Origin of the sequence: Treponema denticola (assembly GCF_024181645.1) — a bacterium.
In the GTDB taxonomy this organism is placed as follows: Bacteria; Spirochaetota; Spirochaetia; order Treponematales; family Treponemataceae; genus Treponema_B; species Treponema_B denticola_A.
Genome location: NZ_CP058624.1, coordinates 689,575 through 706,705 on the forward strand (window position 1 = coordinate 689,575; position 17,131 = coordinate 706,705).

The 17,131-nt window shown below is 37.6% G+C and carries 15 protein-coding genes; 10 read left to right on the forward strand and 5 right to left on the reverse strand.

Translation table 11 applies throughout. The features are described from left to right. Position 1: 1 nt before the first annotated feature. Together HO345_RS03180 and ffh are read left to right on the forward strand one after the other, a co-directional pair. Positions 2 to 1,075: an NAD(P)H-dependent glycerol-3-phosphate dehydrogenase gene (locus HO345_RS03180; RefSeq protein WP_253683798.1), complete on the forward strand. Its 1,074-nt coding sequence runs from the start codon at positions 2 to 4 to the stop codon at positions 1,073 to 1,075. Then, entirely contained in the window at positions 1,075 to 2,406 is a 1,332-nt protein-coding gene (gene ffh, locus HO345_RS03185) for a signal recognition particle protein (RefSeq protein WP_002674655.1), read from the forward strand. The genes HO345_RS03180 and ffh overlap by 1 nt, the downstream gene beginning before the upstream one ends. A gap of 71 nt (positions 2,407 to 2,477) precedes the next feature. On the opposite strand, the gene HO345_RS03190 is transcribed toward ffh, so the two are convergent. Continuing rightward, the gene (locus tag HO345_RS03190) at positions 2,478 to 2,837 is read right to left on the reverse strand and encodes a TraR/DksA family transcriptional regulator (protein WP_253683800.1); all 360 of its coding nucleotides are present in this window, start codon (positions 2,835 to 2,837) and stop codon (positions 2,478 to 2,480) included. A 107-nt stretch (positions 2,838 to 2,944) separates the two neighbouring features. On the opposite strand from HO345_RS03190, the gene infA reads away from it, so the two are divergent. Continuing rightward, on the forward strand, positions 2,945 to 3,163 hold the full coding sequence (gene infA / locus HO345_RS03195; RefSeq protein WP_002668257.1) for a translation initiation factor IF-1: 219 nt from the start codon (positions 2,945 to 2,947) through the stop codon (positions 3,161 to 3,163). A gap of 3 nt (positions 3,164 to 3,166) precedes the next feature. Here the strand turns inward: infA and HO345_RS03200 are convergent, their stop codons facing one another. The 3 genes from HO345_RS03200 to HO345_RS03210 are packed head-to-tail and all read right to left on the reverse strand — an operon-like array spanning position 3,167 to position 5,168. Further along, the gene (locus HO345_RS03200) at positions 3,167 to 3,685 is read right to left on the reverse strand and encodes a DnaJ domain-containing protein (protein ID WP_253683802.1); all 519 of its coding nucleotides are present in this window, start codon (positions 3,683 to 3,685) and stop codon (positions 3,167 to 3,169) included. After that, positions 3,685 to 4,380, reverse strand: coding sequence for a UMP kinase (gene pyrH, locus HO345_RS03205; protein WP_253683804.1), 696 nt, complete (start codon positions 4,378 to 4,380; stop codon positions 3,685 to 3,687). The genes HO345_RS03200 and pyrH overlap by 1 nt, the downstream gene beginning before the upstream one ends. Positions 4,381 to 4,412: 32 nt before the next feature. After that, entirely contained in the window at positions 4,413 to 5,168 is a 756-nt protein-coding gene (locus HO345_RS03210) for an RNA methyltransferase (protein ID WP_253683806.1), read from the reverse strand. Between the two features lie 279 nt (positions 5,169 to 5,447). Between HO345_RS03210 and HO345_RS03215 the strand changes: the two genes are divergently transcribed. After that, positions 5,448 to 5,999, forward strand: a complete 552-nt coding sequence (locus HO345_RS03215; protein ID WP_010695741.1) for an STAS domain-containing protein — start codon at positions 5,448 to 5,450, stop codon at positions 5,997 to 5,999. A gap of 109 nt (positions 6,000 to 6,108) precedes the next feature. Here HO345_RS03215 and HO345_RS03220 read toward each other — a convergent pair whose 3' ends face one another. Continuing rightward, positions 6,109 to 7,029: a GerMN domain-containing protein gene (locus HO345_RS03220; protein WP_253683808.1), complete on the reverse strand. Its 921-nt coding sequence runs from the start codon at positions 7,027 to 7,029 to the stop codon at positions 6,109 to 6,111. Positions 7,030 to 7,124: 95 nt separating this feature from the next. Between HO345_RS03220 and rpsA the strand changes: the two genes are divergently transcribed. The 6 genes from rpsA (at position 7,125) to HO345_RS03250 (ending at position 17,130) form a co-directional block, all read left to right on the forward strand. After that, on the forward strand, positions 7,125 to 9,560 hold the full coding sequence (rpsA, locus tag HO345_RS03225; protein ID WP_253683810.1) for a 30S ribosomal protein S1: 2,436 nt from the start codon (positions 7,125 to 7,127) through the stop codon (positions 9,558 to 9,560). Positions 9,561 to 9,573: 13 nt separating this feature from the next. Beyond that, the gene (locus HO345_RS03230; RefSeq protein ID WP_253683811.1) at positions 9,574 to 11,091 is read left to right on the forward strand and encodes a sigma-54-dependent Fis family transcriptional regulator; all 1,518 of its coding nucleotides are present in this window, start codon (positions 9,574 to 9,576) and stop codon (positions 11,089 to 11,091) included. 1 nt (position 11,092) lies between these two features. Next, the gene (locus HO345_RS03235) at positions 11,093 to 11,821 is read left to right on the forward strand and encodes a tetratricopeptide repeat protein (RefSeq protein WP_253683813.1); all 729 of its coding nucleotides are present in this window, start codon (positions 11,093 to 11,095) and stop codon (positions 11,819 to 11,821) included. 53 nt (positions 11,822 to 11,874) lie between these two features. Next, on the forward strand, positions 11,875 to 12,540 hold the full coding sequence (locus HO345_RS03240) for a hypothetical protein (protein WP_253683815.1): 666 nt from the start codon (positions 11,875 to 11,877) through the stop codon (positions 12,538 to 12,540). An 85-nt stretch (positions 12,541 to 12,625) separates the two neighbouring features. After that, positions 12,626 to 14,104, forward strand: coding sequence for an extracellular solute-binding protein (locus tag HO345_RS03245; protein WP_253683817.1), 1,479 nt, complete (start codon positions 12,626 to 12,628; stop codon positions 14,102 to 14,104). An 11-nt stretch (positions 14,105 to 14,115) separates the two neighbouring features. Continuing rightward, entirely contained in the window at positions 14,116 to 17,130 is a 3,015-nt protein-coding gene (locus HO345_RS03250; RefSeq protein WP_253683819.1) for an EAL domain-containing protein, read from the forward strand. Position 17,131 lies beyond the last annotated feature (1 nt).

Here is a 17,131-nt window from a genome sequence, read left to right on the forward strand (position 1 = left end):
TGTGAACGATAAGATTGCTATTATCGGAGCAGGCTCTTGGGGAACAGCCGTGGCCTGTTCTTTAGGAAAAAACGGACATAGGGTTGTGCTTTGGAGCCATACTGCCGGCGTTGCAGATTCGATAAATACTGACCATATAAACGAAAAATATTTACCTAAGCATAAATTGCCTAAAAACGTTTCCGCCTCTACGGATATGGAAGAGGTATGCAAAGATGCTTCCTTTATATTTTTAGCAAGCCCTTCACTCTATTTAACCTCAGCAGTTGAAGAACTTCTTAAATTTGCTCCTTTTAGCCATGATGACGGCAAAATGCCTTATCCTACAATCGCCGTGCTGACAAAGGGTTTTATTCCCGATGAAAACGGAGAGCCTCAGTTTATAATAGATGTTTTGGAAAAAATGCTGCCGGATTTTTATAAAAATCACTTGGTTTATGTAGCGGGGCCCAGTCATGGAGAGGAAGTGGCCGAAGGTAAGCTGACCGGCCTTATAGCTGCATCTCAAAATCCCATGTGTTCTATCCGCTGCCGAGAGATTTTAAGGTCGAGGAGTTTGCTTGTTTATTCCAGCTTGGATATAATCGGAGTGCAAGTTTGTGCGGCTGCTAAAAACGTTATAGCCGTCGCCTTCGGTGTCTTGGATGCTTTAACCGTAACCTCCGATATTTTCGGCGACAATACCGAATCCCTCCTTTTGGCTGCCGGTTTAAACGAGATTCAGGCTATAGGCAGGGCTATGGGGGCGACTCATCCCGAAACCTTTACATCGATTTCCGGAGTAGGCGACCTTGACGTAACCTGCCGAAGTAAATACGGAAGAAACCGCCGTTTCGGTAACGAAATTATCACAAAAAAGATTCTTCTTTCCTTTGAGAATTTGGACGATCTTATTAAAAATATCGATAAGATAGGCTATTTGCCGGAAGGCGTAGTGGCCTGTAAATACCTGAACATTCTTGCAGAAAAGCGTAATTTAAAGCTGCCCATATGTTCGGGGCTTTATAAAATCTTAAACAAAGAATTAAAACCTCTTGACTTAATAGAAAACTTATTACAGGGAGATACAAAGTAATGCTCGAAAATATTACCGAAAAATTCAGCGGGATAATGCGCTCTTTGAGCGGTAAATCCAAAATTACCGAAAAAAATATTGAAGATACAATCGAAGAAATAAAAACGGCCCTTTTGGATGCCGACGTAAACTTGCGCGTTGTACGCCGTTTTATAAATGCTACAGCAGAAGAAGCCAAGGGCGAAAGGGTTTTAAAATCCGTCGATCCCGGGCAGCAGTTTACAAAAATTGTATACGATAAGATGACCTCCTTTTTAGGGGACGAGAAAAAAGCCCTCGATCTAAGGGGGCCTGATACCCAATCGGTTATCCTCTTTTTAGGTCTACAAGGTTCGGGAAAGACTACCAGTGCCGCAAAATTGGCCTTAAAGCTTAAAAACGAGGGCAGAAAGCCCTTGCTGGTTGCCTGCGACCTTGTCCGACCTGCCGCCGTAGAGCAGCTTTCCGTTTTAGGCGGAAATATCAGCGTTCCGGTCTACAAGGAAGAAACTAAAGATGCGGTAAAAGTAGCAAAAAATGCTCTGGCCTTTGCCAAAAAGAACTTTTATGACACGGTCATAGTTGATACGGCAGGCCGTCTTCAAATCGATGAAGACATGATGAAGGAAATCGTCAATATTAAATCTGCCGTAAAACCTATGGAAACCATTCTTGTTGCAGATTCAATGACCGGTCAAAGTGCCGTTGATGTTGCAAAGGAATTTGACGAGCAGGTAGGGCTTTCAGGCTTAATCCTCACCAAATTCGACTCCGATACTCGAGGCGGTGCCGCCCTTTCCTTAAAGACCATAACAGGTAAGCCCATTTTTTACATAGGAACAGGCGAAAAACTCGAAGACCTTGAACCCTTTTATCCCGACCGCATTGCAAGCCGTATCTTGGGCATGGGCGACATTGTTTCTCTTGTAGAAAAGGCCCAAGCTCTTTACGACGAAGAAGAGGCGGAAAAGCTTCAAAAAAAGATGCAAAGCGAAAGTTTCAGCCTTGCAGATATGCTAATGCAGTTGGAGCAGGCCGAAAAAATGGGGCCCTTAGAGTCAATGCTCGATATGATTCCCGGGCTTTCAGGCCAAATAGATAAAGATAAGCTTGACCTTTCTCTTCTCAAACGCCAAAAAGCCATAATTCAATCGATGACCTTAAAGGAAAGAGATAATTTCCGCATTATCGGACCGCCCCGCCGTAAACGCATCGCAAAGGGCTCAGGAACCTCTGTAGGCGATGTAAACAAGCTTTTAAAGCAATTTGAAAAGACCCGTCAAATGATGCGAAAGGTGTCAAAAAACAAGGGGTTGCAAGCAAAAATGATGTCCGGCGGACTTTTCGGATAATTTTCCCCATTAAAATTAAAAGGCCTTGAAGCGTTAAGCTCAAGGCCTTTTTAGATGAACTCGGTTTATTTTTAAGAATGCATCTTTTTTTCCGATTTTGCTTGGCATTGAATACATTTTAAAGCATATGGCAGGGCCTTTAGTCTGTCTTCAGGTATATGGTCCTTGCAAGTAATACATTTTCCGTACTTACCCTCTCTTATTCTTTCCAATGCAGAATCAATCTTTTGCAGCTTTTTTACATTATTTTCTCCGATAAATTCGAGCATATCTCTATCGGTACTATATGATGCCAGATCTGCAAAGTCTTTGGGAATGCTGTTCGCTAAGGTTTCTTCATACTCCTCATCGTTTTTCTGCAATGAAGCGAGTATTTCTTCCCTCTCTTTTAGCAAATATTCGTTCATTTCCTCAATAAACTTCTTTTTCATACACATCTCCTAGTTGACAATTTTTTTAATAGACTTTAGAATTATACGACTAAATCAAGCAAAAAGCAAACGTTTTTTTTGAATTTATTCATTTTTTTGGAGGTCTTGTGGCTAAGGAAGAAGCAATTGAAGTTGAAGGTATTGTTAAGGAGTCTCTTCCCAATACTATGTTTAGGGTTGAGTTAAAAAACGGTCATGTTATTTTGGCTCATTTATCGGGAAAGATGCGGAAGCATTATATTAAAATCGTACCGGGAGATACGGTAAAAGTTGCCTTATCCCCCTATGACTTGACAAGAGGCCGAATTATCTTCAGAGAGAGATAAGCTCTAATCGAATATCGCCATATAGCCTTTCCTTATTCGGAGGACGCCCTCTGTAACAAGGGATAAGGCTAAAAGAAATCCAAAAATTCCTAAAAAGATGATACTCTTAAACAGCAGGAGACCTACTATGGTAAGTATTATGCCGCGTATAAGTATTCTGAATGCCTCACTTCTGCTAATCTTTTCTCTTTTCTTTGCATTTTCACTTCGGACCTTCCTCCAATTTTTCCACCAATTGGAGCTGAAAATGTCGTCTCCAAAGGGGTTTGTGTCTTGACCGTAAGTATAGGTTCTCGCAGAGGAGCTAAAGGGGCTTGACATACTGAGGTCGTAGTCTCTTCTTTTTTGAGGGTCAGAGAGAACGGAATAAGCCTCGCTTATATGCTTAAATTTTTCTTCAGCTACCTTGCTATCCGGGTTTTTGTCGGGATGATACTTCATAGCCAAGGCTCTATATGCCTGTTTAATTTGATCTTCATCAGCATTATTAGAAACATTCAGTGTATTGTAATAATTTTCCATTAGCCGATCACCGTTCCTTTAAAATCTTTACCGTCGAGAATATTTTCCAGATTCTCAATATCCTTTCCGGCAGCACATATAACCTTTATACCTGCTTTTTGAGCTCTTTGGCTTGCTATGGGGTCAAAGGGGGTATTTTTTCCGGGTACCCATTCCGTTCCGACTATTTTTATAAAATCTTCCCAAGAAATTGAATCGATGGGGTTTGCTTCAGGATTCTTTTTAGGATCATCGGTATAGACTTTGGCAATGTTTGAAAGATTAACAACGAGCTCACCTGAAAATCTTTCTGCAAGGACTACGGCATCATTATCCGTAGAAAAACCCGGTTTCCAGCCTGCTGCAACCAGTATTTGACCGCCGAACATATCTACTGTTGTCGGGTCATAAACGACAGGGTTGGGGCAAAGATCTTCAAAAACAGCCTTTACAAGCTGGGCATTGAGTCTTGTAGCCATTATTCCTATCCAATCTGCTTCATCATTTTTGGCAGAGGCCTTTCGTAGGTCACAAACTGTCCTATATGTGTTTTGATACTCTCTGGCAGGAGCTCCGCCCCCGATTACCATAATAATTTTTCGTGATGAATCTTGCGAAAGCCAAGTCCTGATAGTTTTTGAAAATTTATCTAAAAAATCGAAATCCGGTTTATCCGGGGCTACTATAGAGCCTCCTACCGACAAAACAGTTACCATACTATCCCTCCTCAAGGATAATTGCTTATATACTAACAACTATACATAAAAAAAAGTTTCTTAAAAATTTCAGTTAAATGCATTATATCGAATTCCGAGGCTCCGGCTGACGATAAAAGCTCAATAAAAAAGGTCTCGTTTATTTTTTTTCCTCCTTTTTTAAATAGTCCTAAGCCCGAAAGGTATTTGCATATCTGTTCCGAGTTTTCTTGAATCATCTTCATTGAAGCCTTTTGCAAGTAAATGTTTTTTTCTATGTTTGGATTATTCTTTTCTGTCAGCGGATTATTCTTTTCCGCTATATACAGGGAATAGCAAAGAATAAGCACGGCATGGGAAAGATTATAGGAGCCGAAGTCTTTTTCAGCGGGAATATTAACGGAAAAAGAGCATATATTAAGCTCTTCATCGATAAGACCTGTGCGTTCATTTCCAAAAACAAGGCCTAATCTGCCTCCGTAGAATTTTTTTAAATCAAGACAGAGGTCTTCGGGGCTTATTCCTAAATCTTTACGTTTATGACCTGTTCGTCTGCTGGTTCCTATTAAAACAGAACAATCAGATGCGGCTTTTTTTAGGCCATCGATGGTAGGAGGGTAAAAATGGGCATTTTTCCATACATTGGAGGCGTGAAGGGCCAGTTTTAAGACTTCCGTTTCATCGTAATCTTCCTTGTTTCCCGTAATTCTCAAATCCTTAAAACCGGTATTTGCCATAACTCTGCATACGGCTCCTATGTTTGCACTTGTTTCAGGTCGGCAAAGAATAATTGTTTTTTCAAAGTTCATTTTTGTATATTGCCGTCATTCAGCCCTTATGTCAAGAGAAATTAAAAAAAATCTTAAAATTTGCAAAAATAAACTACAACCTTATAAATATTAGCCGATACTGTAACTGTAAAAGGGGTTCTTTGTTATTGTATGGTATTCTTTGAATTATTAAAAGTAAAAGTTACGGAAAAATAGATTTTTTTTTGTTTTATATTTGACTTTTTTTTAAATAAAGGGTATAATAGAGTTTGGATATACTGGATTATTTCTTTATTTTGAAAATAAATCGGGAGAATTATGAGTAATAACAGTGTTATAGCCGGCTTTGATGATGAAAAAGATGATAGCTTGAAGATTCGGCTTCAAAGAGTAGATGGACTTGACAAATGCGTAGTTGTTTTTTTGAACGGCTACATTGATACCTATAACTCTGCGTTTTTTCAAAAACGCATTGCTAAGATTATAGACAGCGGTTTTATACAGATTGTATTTAACTGTGCGGCTTTAAATTACGTTTCATCCACAGGTATAGGTTCGTTTACAGCCTTTTTAAAAACAGTAAAACCAAGAGGCGGGGATATAGTCTTATTGGATATTCAGCCAAAGGTATACGAAATATTTCAGCTTTTAGGCTTTTCACAATTTTTTAATATTAAGGATGCTTTGTCTGATGCAGTGTCATTTTTCCAAAGTTCAAGTACAACTGCAAACACACAAGTATTTCCCAAAATATTTGCCTGTCCTATATGTTCAAAGAAACTCAAGGCCACTAAGGCCGGACGTTTTAGATGCTCGGAATGTAAAACTATATTGGCTATCGATAATAATGCTCAAGTCTTTTTGGGCTAAATTTTAGTTCTATTAAAATCATTGCAGTTTGTAGGCAAGTTTTCTTCAATAAAGCTTATAAACTGCAATAGGTGTTTCCAAGCTTATCTTTGAATTTCTAAAACTATTTTTATCTTACAAACGAATTAACCGAGAGCGGGGAACCTATCCATATCCCTTCGGCTCCTAGGTACTCCTTTTTTTTGCCGTTAATCAAAAACTGAACGGAGCTTACCGTGGAAAATTCGCATGCCGTAAAGACTATTTGTTCAAGCTGGGCTTGATAGGCCTCTATCCCGTATCTGTTAAATTGAAAGTCTTCGCTTATATTTACTTCTGCAACCCCGTTTTTTACCTCAATCGATAAAAGCTTTGTATCGGGAGGAATAAAGGAGCGGAATCCTTGTTTTGCTTCTTCCGTTGTGGGACCTTTAAGGAGGCTGTTTATGGCATCGGTTAAGGGTGAATCCGTTTTTACAAGCTGCCTCATAACCGGCTTTCTTACTAATTTGCCGTCCGAATCTATTTTTACCAAATAAATTTTAGCACTACGTTTTTCGGATATTTTTTCTTTTTTTTGCTCAAGTTTAGCTTCTTCTTTTTTAGATTCGTCTTTGTTTTTGGCTTCAGAGTTTTTTTTGCCGGTTTGAGTTTCCGTTTTAGCCGGTTTTTCATTTGATTTTTGAGTGCTTGGCTTTTTTTCTTCTTTAGGTTTATCCGCAGCCGTAGATTTTTCCTGTTCCGAATCTTTTTTAGCGGTTTTTTGTTCTTTTTCGACAGTTTTTTTAGGTTCGATTTTGACCTTTTCTTCAGAAGAATTTTCTTCATTTTTTTCTTCTGCTCTGATTTTTTCTATTTCGTTTTGAATGCCTTCAAGGTCTACTTCATTTTGCTTTTCTTCTTGCGGTTCTTTTTTTTGGAATATGCTTACTGCATTCGTTTTTTCAAAAACACGGGCAATATTGTCCTTGTTGATAAAAAAGAGCAGGGCAACCAATAAAATAAATGCAAGCCAAAAAAAACAGCCTAAAGATGTATTTTTCTTTCCCATAATTACCCACATAATAATATATTTTAGAAAAAAATACTATACTTTTTATAAAAAAGTATATACATAATGTTAAAAAAATTGTATAATCGTAGGATATGATAATAGCGATTGATGGACCTGCAGGCTCAGGCAAGAGTACTCTTGCAAAGATGCTTGCTGAACACTTGAACATTACATTTATGAATACGGGTAGTTTTTATAGGGCATTAGCTCTGGCTGTATTGCGTTCTTTCGGAGGCGGAAATGACGGAAGCGGCGGACAAACTCCCGATCTTTCGGATGAAGAAAAATGGACATCCTTTGCAGAAAAGACGGAACTTTTTTATATAAACGGCTCAATGTTTTTAGGTAATGAAAATGTTGAGGCTTATCTTCGAAGCGATGCTGTAGAATCCATTGTCGCCCCTCTTTCAGCTATAGTTCCTATAAGGCATATTTTAAATAAGAAAATTCGTGAAGAAGCCGCTAAAACCGGAGCTGTTTGCGAAGGGCGGGATATGACAACCGTTGTTTTTCCTAATGCCGATATTAAGTTTTATCTTGATGCTTCTGTAGAGGCCAGGGCAAAAAGGCGCTTTGATCAGGGAACAAGCAATCTTTCGCTTGAAGAAATAAAAAAAACGATTCTCGAAAGAGATGAGGTTGATAAAAACAAAAAAGAAGGGAGCTTAAAAGTAGCTCCTGACGCGGTGTATCTGGATACATCTGATTTAAATATAAATGAAGTTTATGCAAAAATGCTGGCGGAGGTGTCGGCAATAATGCCGGCATCAAAGTCGGAAAATATCAATAATAAAGGGTTATCTATGGAAAAGATGGAAGTGGTAAAGGATGTTGAAAAAGACTCCAACGGAAACATCCAAGCACAATTACAAGAGGAGTACTTAAATAATTTTGAGGCTCCTGAGGCGGGGACAATTAAAGAAGGTTATGTTGTTGCTGTAAACAACGGAACCGTTTTTGTCGATGTAGGCGGTAAATCCGAGGGTCATATTCCTTTGGATGAGTTTGATGAAGAACCTAAGGTAAACGATAAGGTAAATGTACTTATCGAAAAAACCGAAAGCTCAAACGGTCATTTATCCGTATCAAAACTCAAGGCCGATAGGCTTATTCTTCAAAAAGAGTTTAAACAGGCTTATGCCGATAAAACTCCGATTGAGGGTACTATCGCAAAGCAGGTTAGGGCCGGCTATGAGGTAAAGCTCGGCGGCGGATTGACTGCTTTTTTACCTTTGAGTCAGGCAGATGTATCCAGAGTGGAAAAGCCTGAAACCTTGGTAGGCGTAAAGTCTAAATTCTACATTGAAAAATTGAGCTTTAATTCACGCTCAGGTGAAAATATTGTTGTAAACAGGCGTAAGTACATGGAAGGGCGTACCGAAAAAGCAAGAGACGCTTTTTTTGAAAATACAAAGATAGGCGATACCGTAAAGGGAACTGTTAAGAGCTTTACCAGTTTCGGTGCCTTTATCGATTTGGGCGGTTTTGACGGCCTCTTACATATCAATGATATGAGTTGGGGCCATGTAACCCGTCCTAAGGACTTCGTAAAGAAGGGCGAGGAAATAGAGCTTAAGGTAATCCGCCTTGATCCGGAGAACAAGAGAATAAACCTCTCATTAAAGCATTTTAGTCAAGATCCTTGGCTTCAGTTTGAAGAGAAGTTCCATGTTGACGATATCGTTACCGGAACGGTTACAAAGACTACAGACTTCGGTGCCTTTATTGAATTGGATGAAGGAATCGAAGGTTTGGCCCACATCAGCGAATTCAGCTGGGTTAAAAAGATTAATAAGCCTGAAGATATCTTAAAGCCCGGAGATAAGGTAACATGTATGATTCTCGGCTACGATATTCAGGCTGGAAGAGTTTCTTTGGGTCTAAAACAGGTTACAGACAACCCATGGGATACGATTGAAGAGCGTTACCCTGTAGGAACACGCTTAACCCGAAAGGTCGTTAAAATTACAAATGCAGGCGCCTTTATTTCTCTTGAAGAAGGTATTGACGGATTTTTACATGCAGACGATATTTCATGGATTAAACGAGTAAAGCATCCCGGAAGCGAGCTTGAAGTAGGCAAAGAAATCGAAGTTATTGTTATCGAGTGCGATGCCGAATCGAGAAGAATCCGTTTGGGCATTAAACAGCTTACCGATGATCCGTGGGAAAAATTCGGAGCCGCTTATAAGGTCGGTTCTACTGTTGAAGGTGAAGTTTCCTCAATTACCGACTTCGGCGTATTTGTAAAGGTTCCCGGAGATATCGAGGGCTTAATCCACAAGCAAAATTTGGTTGAGTCCAGAGATGAAACACCTGAAGAAGCTCTTGCTAAATATGCTGTAGGAGATAAGATCAAGGCTGTGGTAATCGAAATAAATCCGAGAAACAAAAAAACCGCTTTCTCGATTAAAGATTTTAAGCGAAAACAACAGCAGGAAGAAATTTCTCAGTACATGTCAACCGAACAAGAAGATGATGATTCATCTTATACTCTTGGAGACCTTTTAAAGAATAAACCGGAGTAAATCCGTTTGTCTTATGAGTACGGTTGAGAGCATTAAAAGAGATAAGCTTAATACTCTTATAAACACAAGCTTGCTGATAAACTCAAATTATTCGGATTTGAGTGTTCTTTTGGAGAAGATTGTGGAATCGGCAATGGAAGTTGTGGAAGGGGATGCGGCGTCTCTTTTAATGCTTGAGCCGGATGGTGAAAGACTTAGGTTTGAAATTGCAATAGGTCCTAAGGGGATTGAAGCAAAAAAGATGGTGCTTGCCTTGGACGGTATTGCCGGCTGGGTTATAAAATACAATCGGAGTGCCATCATAAACGATGTATTAAGCGATCCCCGCTTTGATCCTACCGTGCAAAAGGTTACAGGTTACAAAAACCGTAATATGATTGCAGTCCCCATGCGTATTAAAGACGAATGTATCGGGGTGATTGAAGTCTTAAACAAGAGAGACGAAAAAGATTTTGATGCAGACGATTTAAACGTATTGGAACTTTTTGCTACGCAGACGGCTATTGCCTATCAAAATGCAAAGCATTATGAGAAGTCCCGGGAAGAAATTATTTGCCTTCAAGATCAGCTGGAGCAGGATAGGGGCTACCATACTTTTATTGCAAAAAGCAAGGTGATGAGCGAAAAGCTTGAGCTATGCCGTAATATAGCGGCTTCCGATGCCTCCGTACTCATATTGGGTGAGAGCGGGGTTGGAAAAGAGCTGATTGCCGAACAGCTTCACTTGAATTCGAGGCGTGTTAATAATCCCTTTATAAGGGTGAACTGTGCAGCCTTACCCGAAGGCTTGCTTGAAAGCGAGCTTTTCGGTCATGTAAGAGGGGCCTTTACGGATGCAATTTCGGATAGAAAGGGCAGGTTTGAACTGGCCGATAAGGGAACTATTTTTTTGGATGAAATAGGCGATATCCCTTTAACCTTACAGACAAAGCTTTTAAGGGTTTTGCAGGAAATGGCCTTTGAAAGAGTAGGTTCAAATAAAACTCTTACGGTTGATACCCGAATTATTGCTGCCACAAATAAAAATATAGAAGAGCTTGTAAAACTGGGGAAATTCAGATCGGATCTTTACTACCGCTTAAACGTCTTGCCGATATATATTCCGCCTCTTAGAAATAGGAAGGATGATATACAGGAGCTGGCCCATTTCTTTTTGAAGAAGTTCAGCAAAGAAGTAAAAAAGCCGTTTTTAGGTTTTTCGCCTGATGCGGAAAAGCTTATAAATGCTTATTTTTGGCCGGGAAATATTCGGGAACTTGAAAATGCCGTTGAGAGGGCCTGTGTTTTGGGTAAGCCGCCCTATATTGAGGAAAAGGATTTGCTTCTAAAATTTGAATCCTCCTCTTTTGAACCTGAGGTTAATTATTCAAATCCGGATTTAAAATCGGCCGTAAATGATTTTAAAAAATCTTTTATTGTCAAAATTTTAAATGAACATAAATGGAATCAAACAGCTGCTGCCGAAAAGCTCGGAATACAGCGTACATATTTATCGAGATTGATAAAAGAGCTCGAAATTAAGGAGATATAAAATGGTTTTGGAAGAAAATAAAGATTTGGCACAAAAAATTAATGACTTTTTAGTCCAGTATAGAAGAATAGTGCTTGGCATTTTAGTTTGTATTTTGGTTGCCGTTGCCGGTATTATTGTTTGGTTTGTAACCGCTGAAAATTCCAAGAAAACTTCGGTAACAAGTGTTGAAAAAATTATTTATGAGTTTGAAGACTTTAAACGTGAAGATCGAGCTAAAAATCCTACAGCTGAAGATGATGCCGAGGATAACGAAAAAACCGTTTCTGCAGCCGTAAAAGAAGCTGAGGACAAGGCTATTGAAGAATTAAAAACCCTTGGTTCAAAATATTCTTCTTCCTATGCCGGCTTTAGGGCAAATACTACGATAGCCGAAATTTATTTTCAGCGAAAAATGTATGAAGACGCTTTAAAATTCTATGAGCTTGCAGCAAAAGCCGTAAAAAATTCTTATATAGAAGGAGTTGCCTCTTTTAATGCTGCAGCCTGTGCTGATGAGTTAGGAGATAAAGAAAAAGCTCTCGCTTATTACGAACGAGCCTCGAAGGTTGAAAATTTTCCGCTGATTCCTAGGGCTCTTTTTAATACGGGCCGCCTGTATGAGGCTTTGTCAAAAAAAGAAGATGCCATTCTTTCTTATAACAGGCTTTTGGAAAGATATCCGCAAAATGAATGGGCACTTCTTGCAAAATCCCGTATAATTGTTCTTACAGGAAACGATAAGCAGTAAGTTATTTTAAGGATAAATTCGGTATTACCCGGTTTATCCTTAACAGAGGTCATATGCTTGGGAAAAAACTATTATGTTTATTAAGTGTTTTTATTTTTTTCTCCTGCGGTATAGATGATATTGTTTATTTGGAGCCTCCAAAATTAACTCATAATCCTACAGGATATATCGATGAAGCTCAGATGTATTTTGAGTTTGAAACCTCAGATAAAGAAAATTTAAATGCTGCTTTAGGTTTTTTTAAGGGCTTTGAAGTGTATTACCGTATTTATGAATCGAAAACAGATTGTGAAAATCTGATAAAAAATATGGTGCAATATAATGAGTCAAATCCTGCCAACTCAGTTAATTACCTACTGTCATCTTATAATTATAAGCTGTTAACCTATCAGGGACACTCCTATCAAGATAGACCTATTGTTCCGGCTTCAGGTTCTCCTGTCAACCGTAGAGTGAGATTCCGTATTGAAGCACTTACCTCCTATCCTAATGTTTTTAGTATAGACGGAACAATACAAGGTAAGGTCTTACGTCAATTCGGTGAAGACTTTACTGCTGCAAAGCGCGGGGACGATGATGTTCAGTCTTCAAGTAACCCTTCTACGAATTCATTTTATGTTGCAGTCTTTGCTGCAACTTACGGCTTTGATAAAAGCTTTCGACCTCTTTATAGCAGTCTTATTTCATTGGGTTATGTTGAAATAAAAAAGAATACATAGTTTTATATGTATAAAAAAAATACTGTATAAAAAAATACTTGAAATTTTCAATACGATATGGTAGAATCAGCGTGCGAGGCATTTTATGAAAATATTGAAGCTTTTCATTTTTTGTATTGTTTGTTTGCTTATAAGTTCATGCAGTCGAAGGTTATCTGAAGTCGATGCCGTTAAGTATAATATCGATGAAGTCTTAAATAAAAATGAACCTATTACCATAAATATTTGGCATTATTATAGTGCAAGTCAAAAAGAAAATTTTGACAGTCTTATAGATAATTTTAATGCTTCCGAGGGGGCTAAATACGGAGTGTATGTCCGTGGTATCAGAAGGGCAGGAAATGCAAGCGAAATATCTTCATTTTTAGCAGATGCTCTTTCTCAAAAACTTGGAGCAGATGAAACTCCCGATATTTTTTCGGCCTATCCCGATACGGCCTATGATTTCAACAAACAAGGTCTTTTGTTGGATTTAGCCGATTTTTTTACCGAAAAAGAAAAGGATGAATATGTAAAAAGTTTTTTATATTCCTCCGGGTTTGGAGTAAAAGATGAAATTAAACTCTTTCCTGTTGCAAAAGCTACTGAGGTTTTTGTTTTAAATAAGACTGCATGGAAGCCTTTTGCAGAAGCCATGGGCGTTTCTTACCGTGATTTAGTTACCTGGGAAGGTTTAGTAAAAGTTGCAGAATTATATCATAAGTGGACCGATTCATTAACAGCAGAGCCTAATGACGGTAAACCTTTTTTTGGGCGGGATGCATTGAGTAACTATATTTTAGTCGGTACTTATGAACTCGGCAACAGTATTTTCAATGTATTGGAAAACGGTGATGTTGAGCTTGTCTTGGATAAGAAAACCTTGCGTACCTGTTGGGATAATTATTATGTTCCGTTTGTCAAAGGTTTTTTTACTGCAAAGGGCAGGTTTAGGGCTGATGATTTAAAAACCGGAGACATCATTTCCTGTGTAACTTCGACTTCATCCGCAATATATTTGCCGTCGAAGGTTATAGATTCTGCGGGTAATTCTACTTTTATTGACTTAGATGTCTTACCCATTCCTCATTTTAGAAATGCAAAGCGTAAAACCGTTGTTCAGCAGGGGGCCGGTATGGCTGTACTAAAAAGCGATATAAAACGGGAGACAGCCGCTGTTCTATTTTTAAAATGGTTTACCGAGATGCAAAAATATTCCGAATTTGCAGTTTCTACAGGTTATCTGCCTGTCAAGAAAAAAGAACTTGAAACTGAATCCCTGACAGCGGCTTTTTGCACTGATGACGTTTGTATTTTACCTGTAGTGCAGGATGCTATTAGGATAAGTATGGAAACAATGAAATCCTTAGACCTTTATTTTCAGCCGGCTTTTAAAAACTCGGATAAGGCGAGGAATATTCTTGCTGATTTGCTTCAAGAAAGAGCAAAAAGAGATAGGGCTAAGGTTCTCGAAAAGATTCAAGCCGGACAAAAATATAACGAAGCTGTAAACGAATTTCTTGGCGATAATGTTTTTGAAGAATGGTTAAAAGAACTTGAAAAACAGTTATTTGATTTAAAATAGTTGGAGAGATAATGAAAAAAAAATTGAAACAGCAAAAATGTTCTGCATCGATGTTGGTACGGCTTCTGATTCCTATGGTTTTTGTATTTGTTTTTCAGACTGTAGTAATGGTGCTGATGTTTTTCAATTCGGATATTATTCAACAATCCGTAGATAATGCCTATGGAATTTTAGGTGAAAAAGTTTTAAACCGCAAAATAATTATCGAAAATGAAATGGTTAATAGATGGTCGAGAATTGAAGATTTGCATAAAAAGGTTTTAAATGTAATTCAAGCTGAATTATCTCAAAATAATATGGAGATTTATCAGCTTGCAGATAGACCTGATTTGCAAAACCGTATTCTTGATATACTCTTGCCCCAACTCATCTATACTGCAAGACGTAACTATGTTACAGGTGTTTTTTTGGTTATTGATGCACCGACTCCTATGATAAAAGTAGATGAGTTTCTTTATCCGGGTTTATATATCAGAAATGATGATCCGGCTTCTTATTCTTCAAATAATGAAGATATTCTTGTATCAAGAGGCCCTGCAGAGGTTGTGCAAAAGCATAATATTGCCTTAGGCGGGAATTGGGAACCTAATTTTACTATTTCCCGCTGTAATAAAGATAGTTCCTGTAGGTATTTTAATGCTCCCATTTTTGGAGTATTCAGACACCCTGATTGGTCGCCTAAAGATTTAGGATTTTGGAGTCCTTCATTTAAACTGGACCATTTAAGTAATGAGGTTATTACATATTCGATTCCTATAATTGATAAACAAGGATATATTTACGGGGTTATCGGTATAGATTTATCCGCAAAGTATCTTCAGTCTTTTTTGAATTTTGATGAACTGGATATGTTCAAAGAAGGAATATATTGTATAGCTGTTCACAATACTAATGATAATACTCAAACATTTTTGCCTGTAGTGTTTAATAGTGCTGCAAATAATTTGAAAGTAAATAACCTTCCTATTTTTAAGAGAATCAATGATGAGTATAGAAACGTTGATATGCTTAATGATGAGCAGGAATTTACAGATAAATATTCTTTGGCTATTGAACCATTCCATCTTTATCAGAATAGCGGAATGTATGGAAATGAAGAATGGGTGTTGATAGGTTTGACTCCGGAAGCCAATGTACTTTTCTTTTTAAGAAGTCTAAAAAACATGTTCTGGAAATTTCTTTTTGTTTCAAGCTTTTTGTTTTTACTGGGATCATATTTATCGAGTCAACATATTTCCAATATGTTTAAAAAAGTTGTAGCAAATCTGCGAGATAGTGATCCTCGAAAAATGCTCAATATTAAAAAGATGAATATAACCGAGGTTGATACCCTCATTGTTGCCATAGAAAAATTAAGTGCCAGTGTTTTTAATGCTGCGTCGCGTGTATCTACAATTATAGAAACGCTTCAAGTTCCTATAGGTGTTTTTGAAGAAAATATTTTGATGGGAACGGTATTTTGTAATTCTATTTGGTTTAAATTATTTAACATTGAATCTTATTCAGAAGATTCCGTTTTAAGGACTGAGGAATTTTATAGTCAGCTTAAACGTTATGAATATTATATAGATGAACAAGATGATACTAAGACTATCTATGCCATTCCTACAGAAGAACATGGAAAAGTTCGCTGGATAAAATTTATGCAAATGAAGGAAAAAGATAAGGTTCTCGGTATAGCGGTTGATATTACCAAAGAAGTTGAAGATCTTAAGAAACTTGAGATTCAAATGAATTATGATGAAATGACAGGCCTTTATAATAGATATGCTTTTGATAAAAAACTTGCCGAAATATTAAAAAAACAAGATTTAGGTGTATGTGCTCTTGTAATGTGGGATCTTGACAACGTAAAATATATTAACGATTCTTTTGGGCATGTATATGGCGATATGTATTTAACATCTTTTGGAAAAAAACTCGCAGCTCTTCAGCAAGAATACTGTATTGTGTGCAGGTACTCCGGAGATGAGTTTTATACATTCTTTTATGATTTTTCTTCATCTGATGAAATAAGACTTATTTTGACTTCTTTTTGGAAGGAAATACAGGGAACAAGTATAATGCTTCCTAATGGAGAGAATTCAAAATTACGTGTTTCGGCAGGTTTGGCTTGGTATCCTTATGATGCGGACAATCAAGCCGATTTACTTAGGTATTCCAATTTTGCAGTATATGATGTAAAAAATTCTTTTAAAGGAACTTTACACGAGTTTAATTTAGATGCTTATAAAAAGAATTATATAATGATTAACGGTACGGAAGCTCTTAATCAGATGCTTGAGAGAAACCTCATAGAATATGCTATGCAGCCCATCGTTACTTCCGGTACCGGCGATATTTACGGATATGAGATGCTGATGCGTTCTTCAGTTCCCGAATTTAAAAATCCTGAGGTTGTTTTGAGACTTGCAAAAGCTCAATCGAAGCTTCATAAACTTGAAGAACTTACTTTTTTTGGTGCTATGGAAACTTTTGCAAAAAAGATAGAAAATGGCGAAATATCTAAAGATACAAAGATATTTTTAAATACAATAAGCTCTCAAGTTTTATCGGATGCCAAATTCTTCGAGTTTGAGGAAAAGTTTAAGCCTTATCTTTCAAATATTGTTTTGGAAATTACGGAATCCGAGCCTCTTAACACAAACTTTTATGATCTAAAAAATGAAAGAATCCGTAATTGGAATGCAATGCTTGCAATTGATGACTTCGGAAGCGGTTATAGTAACGAGTCATCTCTTTTGTTCTTATCGCCTAATTTGGTAAAGATAGATATGTCCATAGTAAGGGATGTTCATAAGAGTCTTGATAAGCAAAACGTATTGGAAAACCTTGTTTCTTATGCAAAAAAAAGAAATATAATAATATTGGCCGAAGGTGTTGAAACAATAGATGAGATAGATGTTCTACTGCGTTTTGGTGTAGATTTGTTCCAAGGTTACTTTTTTGCAAAGCCGTCTTTTGATATTACTCCCATACCTGAAGAAAAAATACAGGAATTAACTAATATTTTATCGGTTTTTTAGA

Excerpts from the sequence above, each read along its gene's own strand:
- HO345_RS03230 (WP_253683811.1), top strand. The coding sequence starts at position 9,574 with ATGAGTACGGTTGAGAGCATTAAAAGAGATAAGCTTAATACTCTTATA.
- HO345_RS03245 (WP_253683817.1), top strand. The coding sequence starts at position 12,626 with ATGAAAATATTGAAGCTTTTCATTTTTTGTATTGTTTGTTTGCTTATA.
- HO345_RS03215 (WP_010695741.1), top strand. The coding sequence starts at position 5,448 with ATGAGTAATAACAGTGTTATAGCCGGCTTTGATGATGAAAAAGATGAT.
- rpsA (WP_253683810.1), top strand. The coding sequence starts at position 7,125 with ATGATAATAGCGATTGATGGACCTGCAGGCTCAGGCAAGAGTACTCTT.
- HO345_RS03200 (WP_253683802.1), bottom strand. The coding sequence starts at position 3,685 with ATGGAAAATTATTACAATACACTGAATGTTTCTAATAATGCTGATGAA.
- ffh (WP_002674655.1), top strand. The coding sequence starts at position 1,075 with ATGCTCGAAAATATTACCGAAAAATTCAGCGGGATAATGCGCTCTTTG.
- HO345_RS03190 (WP_253683800.1), bottom strand. The coding sequence starts at position 2,837 with ATGAAAAAGAAGTTTATTGAGGAAATGAACGAATATTTGCTAAAAGAG.
- HO345_RS03210 (WP_253683806.1), bottom strand. The coding sequence starts at position 5,168 with ATGAACTTTGAAAAAACAATTATTCTTTGCCGACCTGAAACAAGTGCA.
- HO345_RS03235 (WP_253683813.1), top strand. The coding sequence starts at position 11,093 with ATGGTTTTGGAAGAAAATAAAGATTTGGCACAAAAAATTAATGACTTT.
- HO345_RS03250 (WP_253683819.1), top strand. The coding sequence starts at position 14,116 with ATGAAAAAAAAATTGAAACAGCAAAAATGTTCTGCATCGATGTTGGTA.
- pyrH (WP_253683804.1), bottom strand. The coding sequence starts at position 4,380 with ATGGTAACTGTTTTGTCGGTAGGAGGCTCTATAGTAGCCCCGGATAAA.
- HO345_RS03220 (WP_253683808.1), bottom strand. The coding sequence starts at position 7,029 with ATGGGAAAGAAAAATACATCTTTAGGCTGTTTTTTTTGGCTTGCATTT.
- HO345_RS03240 (WP_253683815.1), top strand. The coding sequence starts at position 11,875 with ATGCTTGGGAAAAAACTATTATGTTTATTAAGTGTTTTTATTTTTTTC.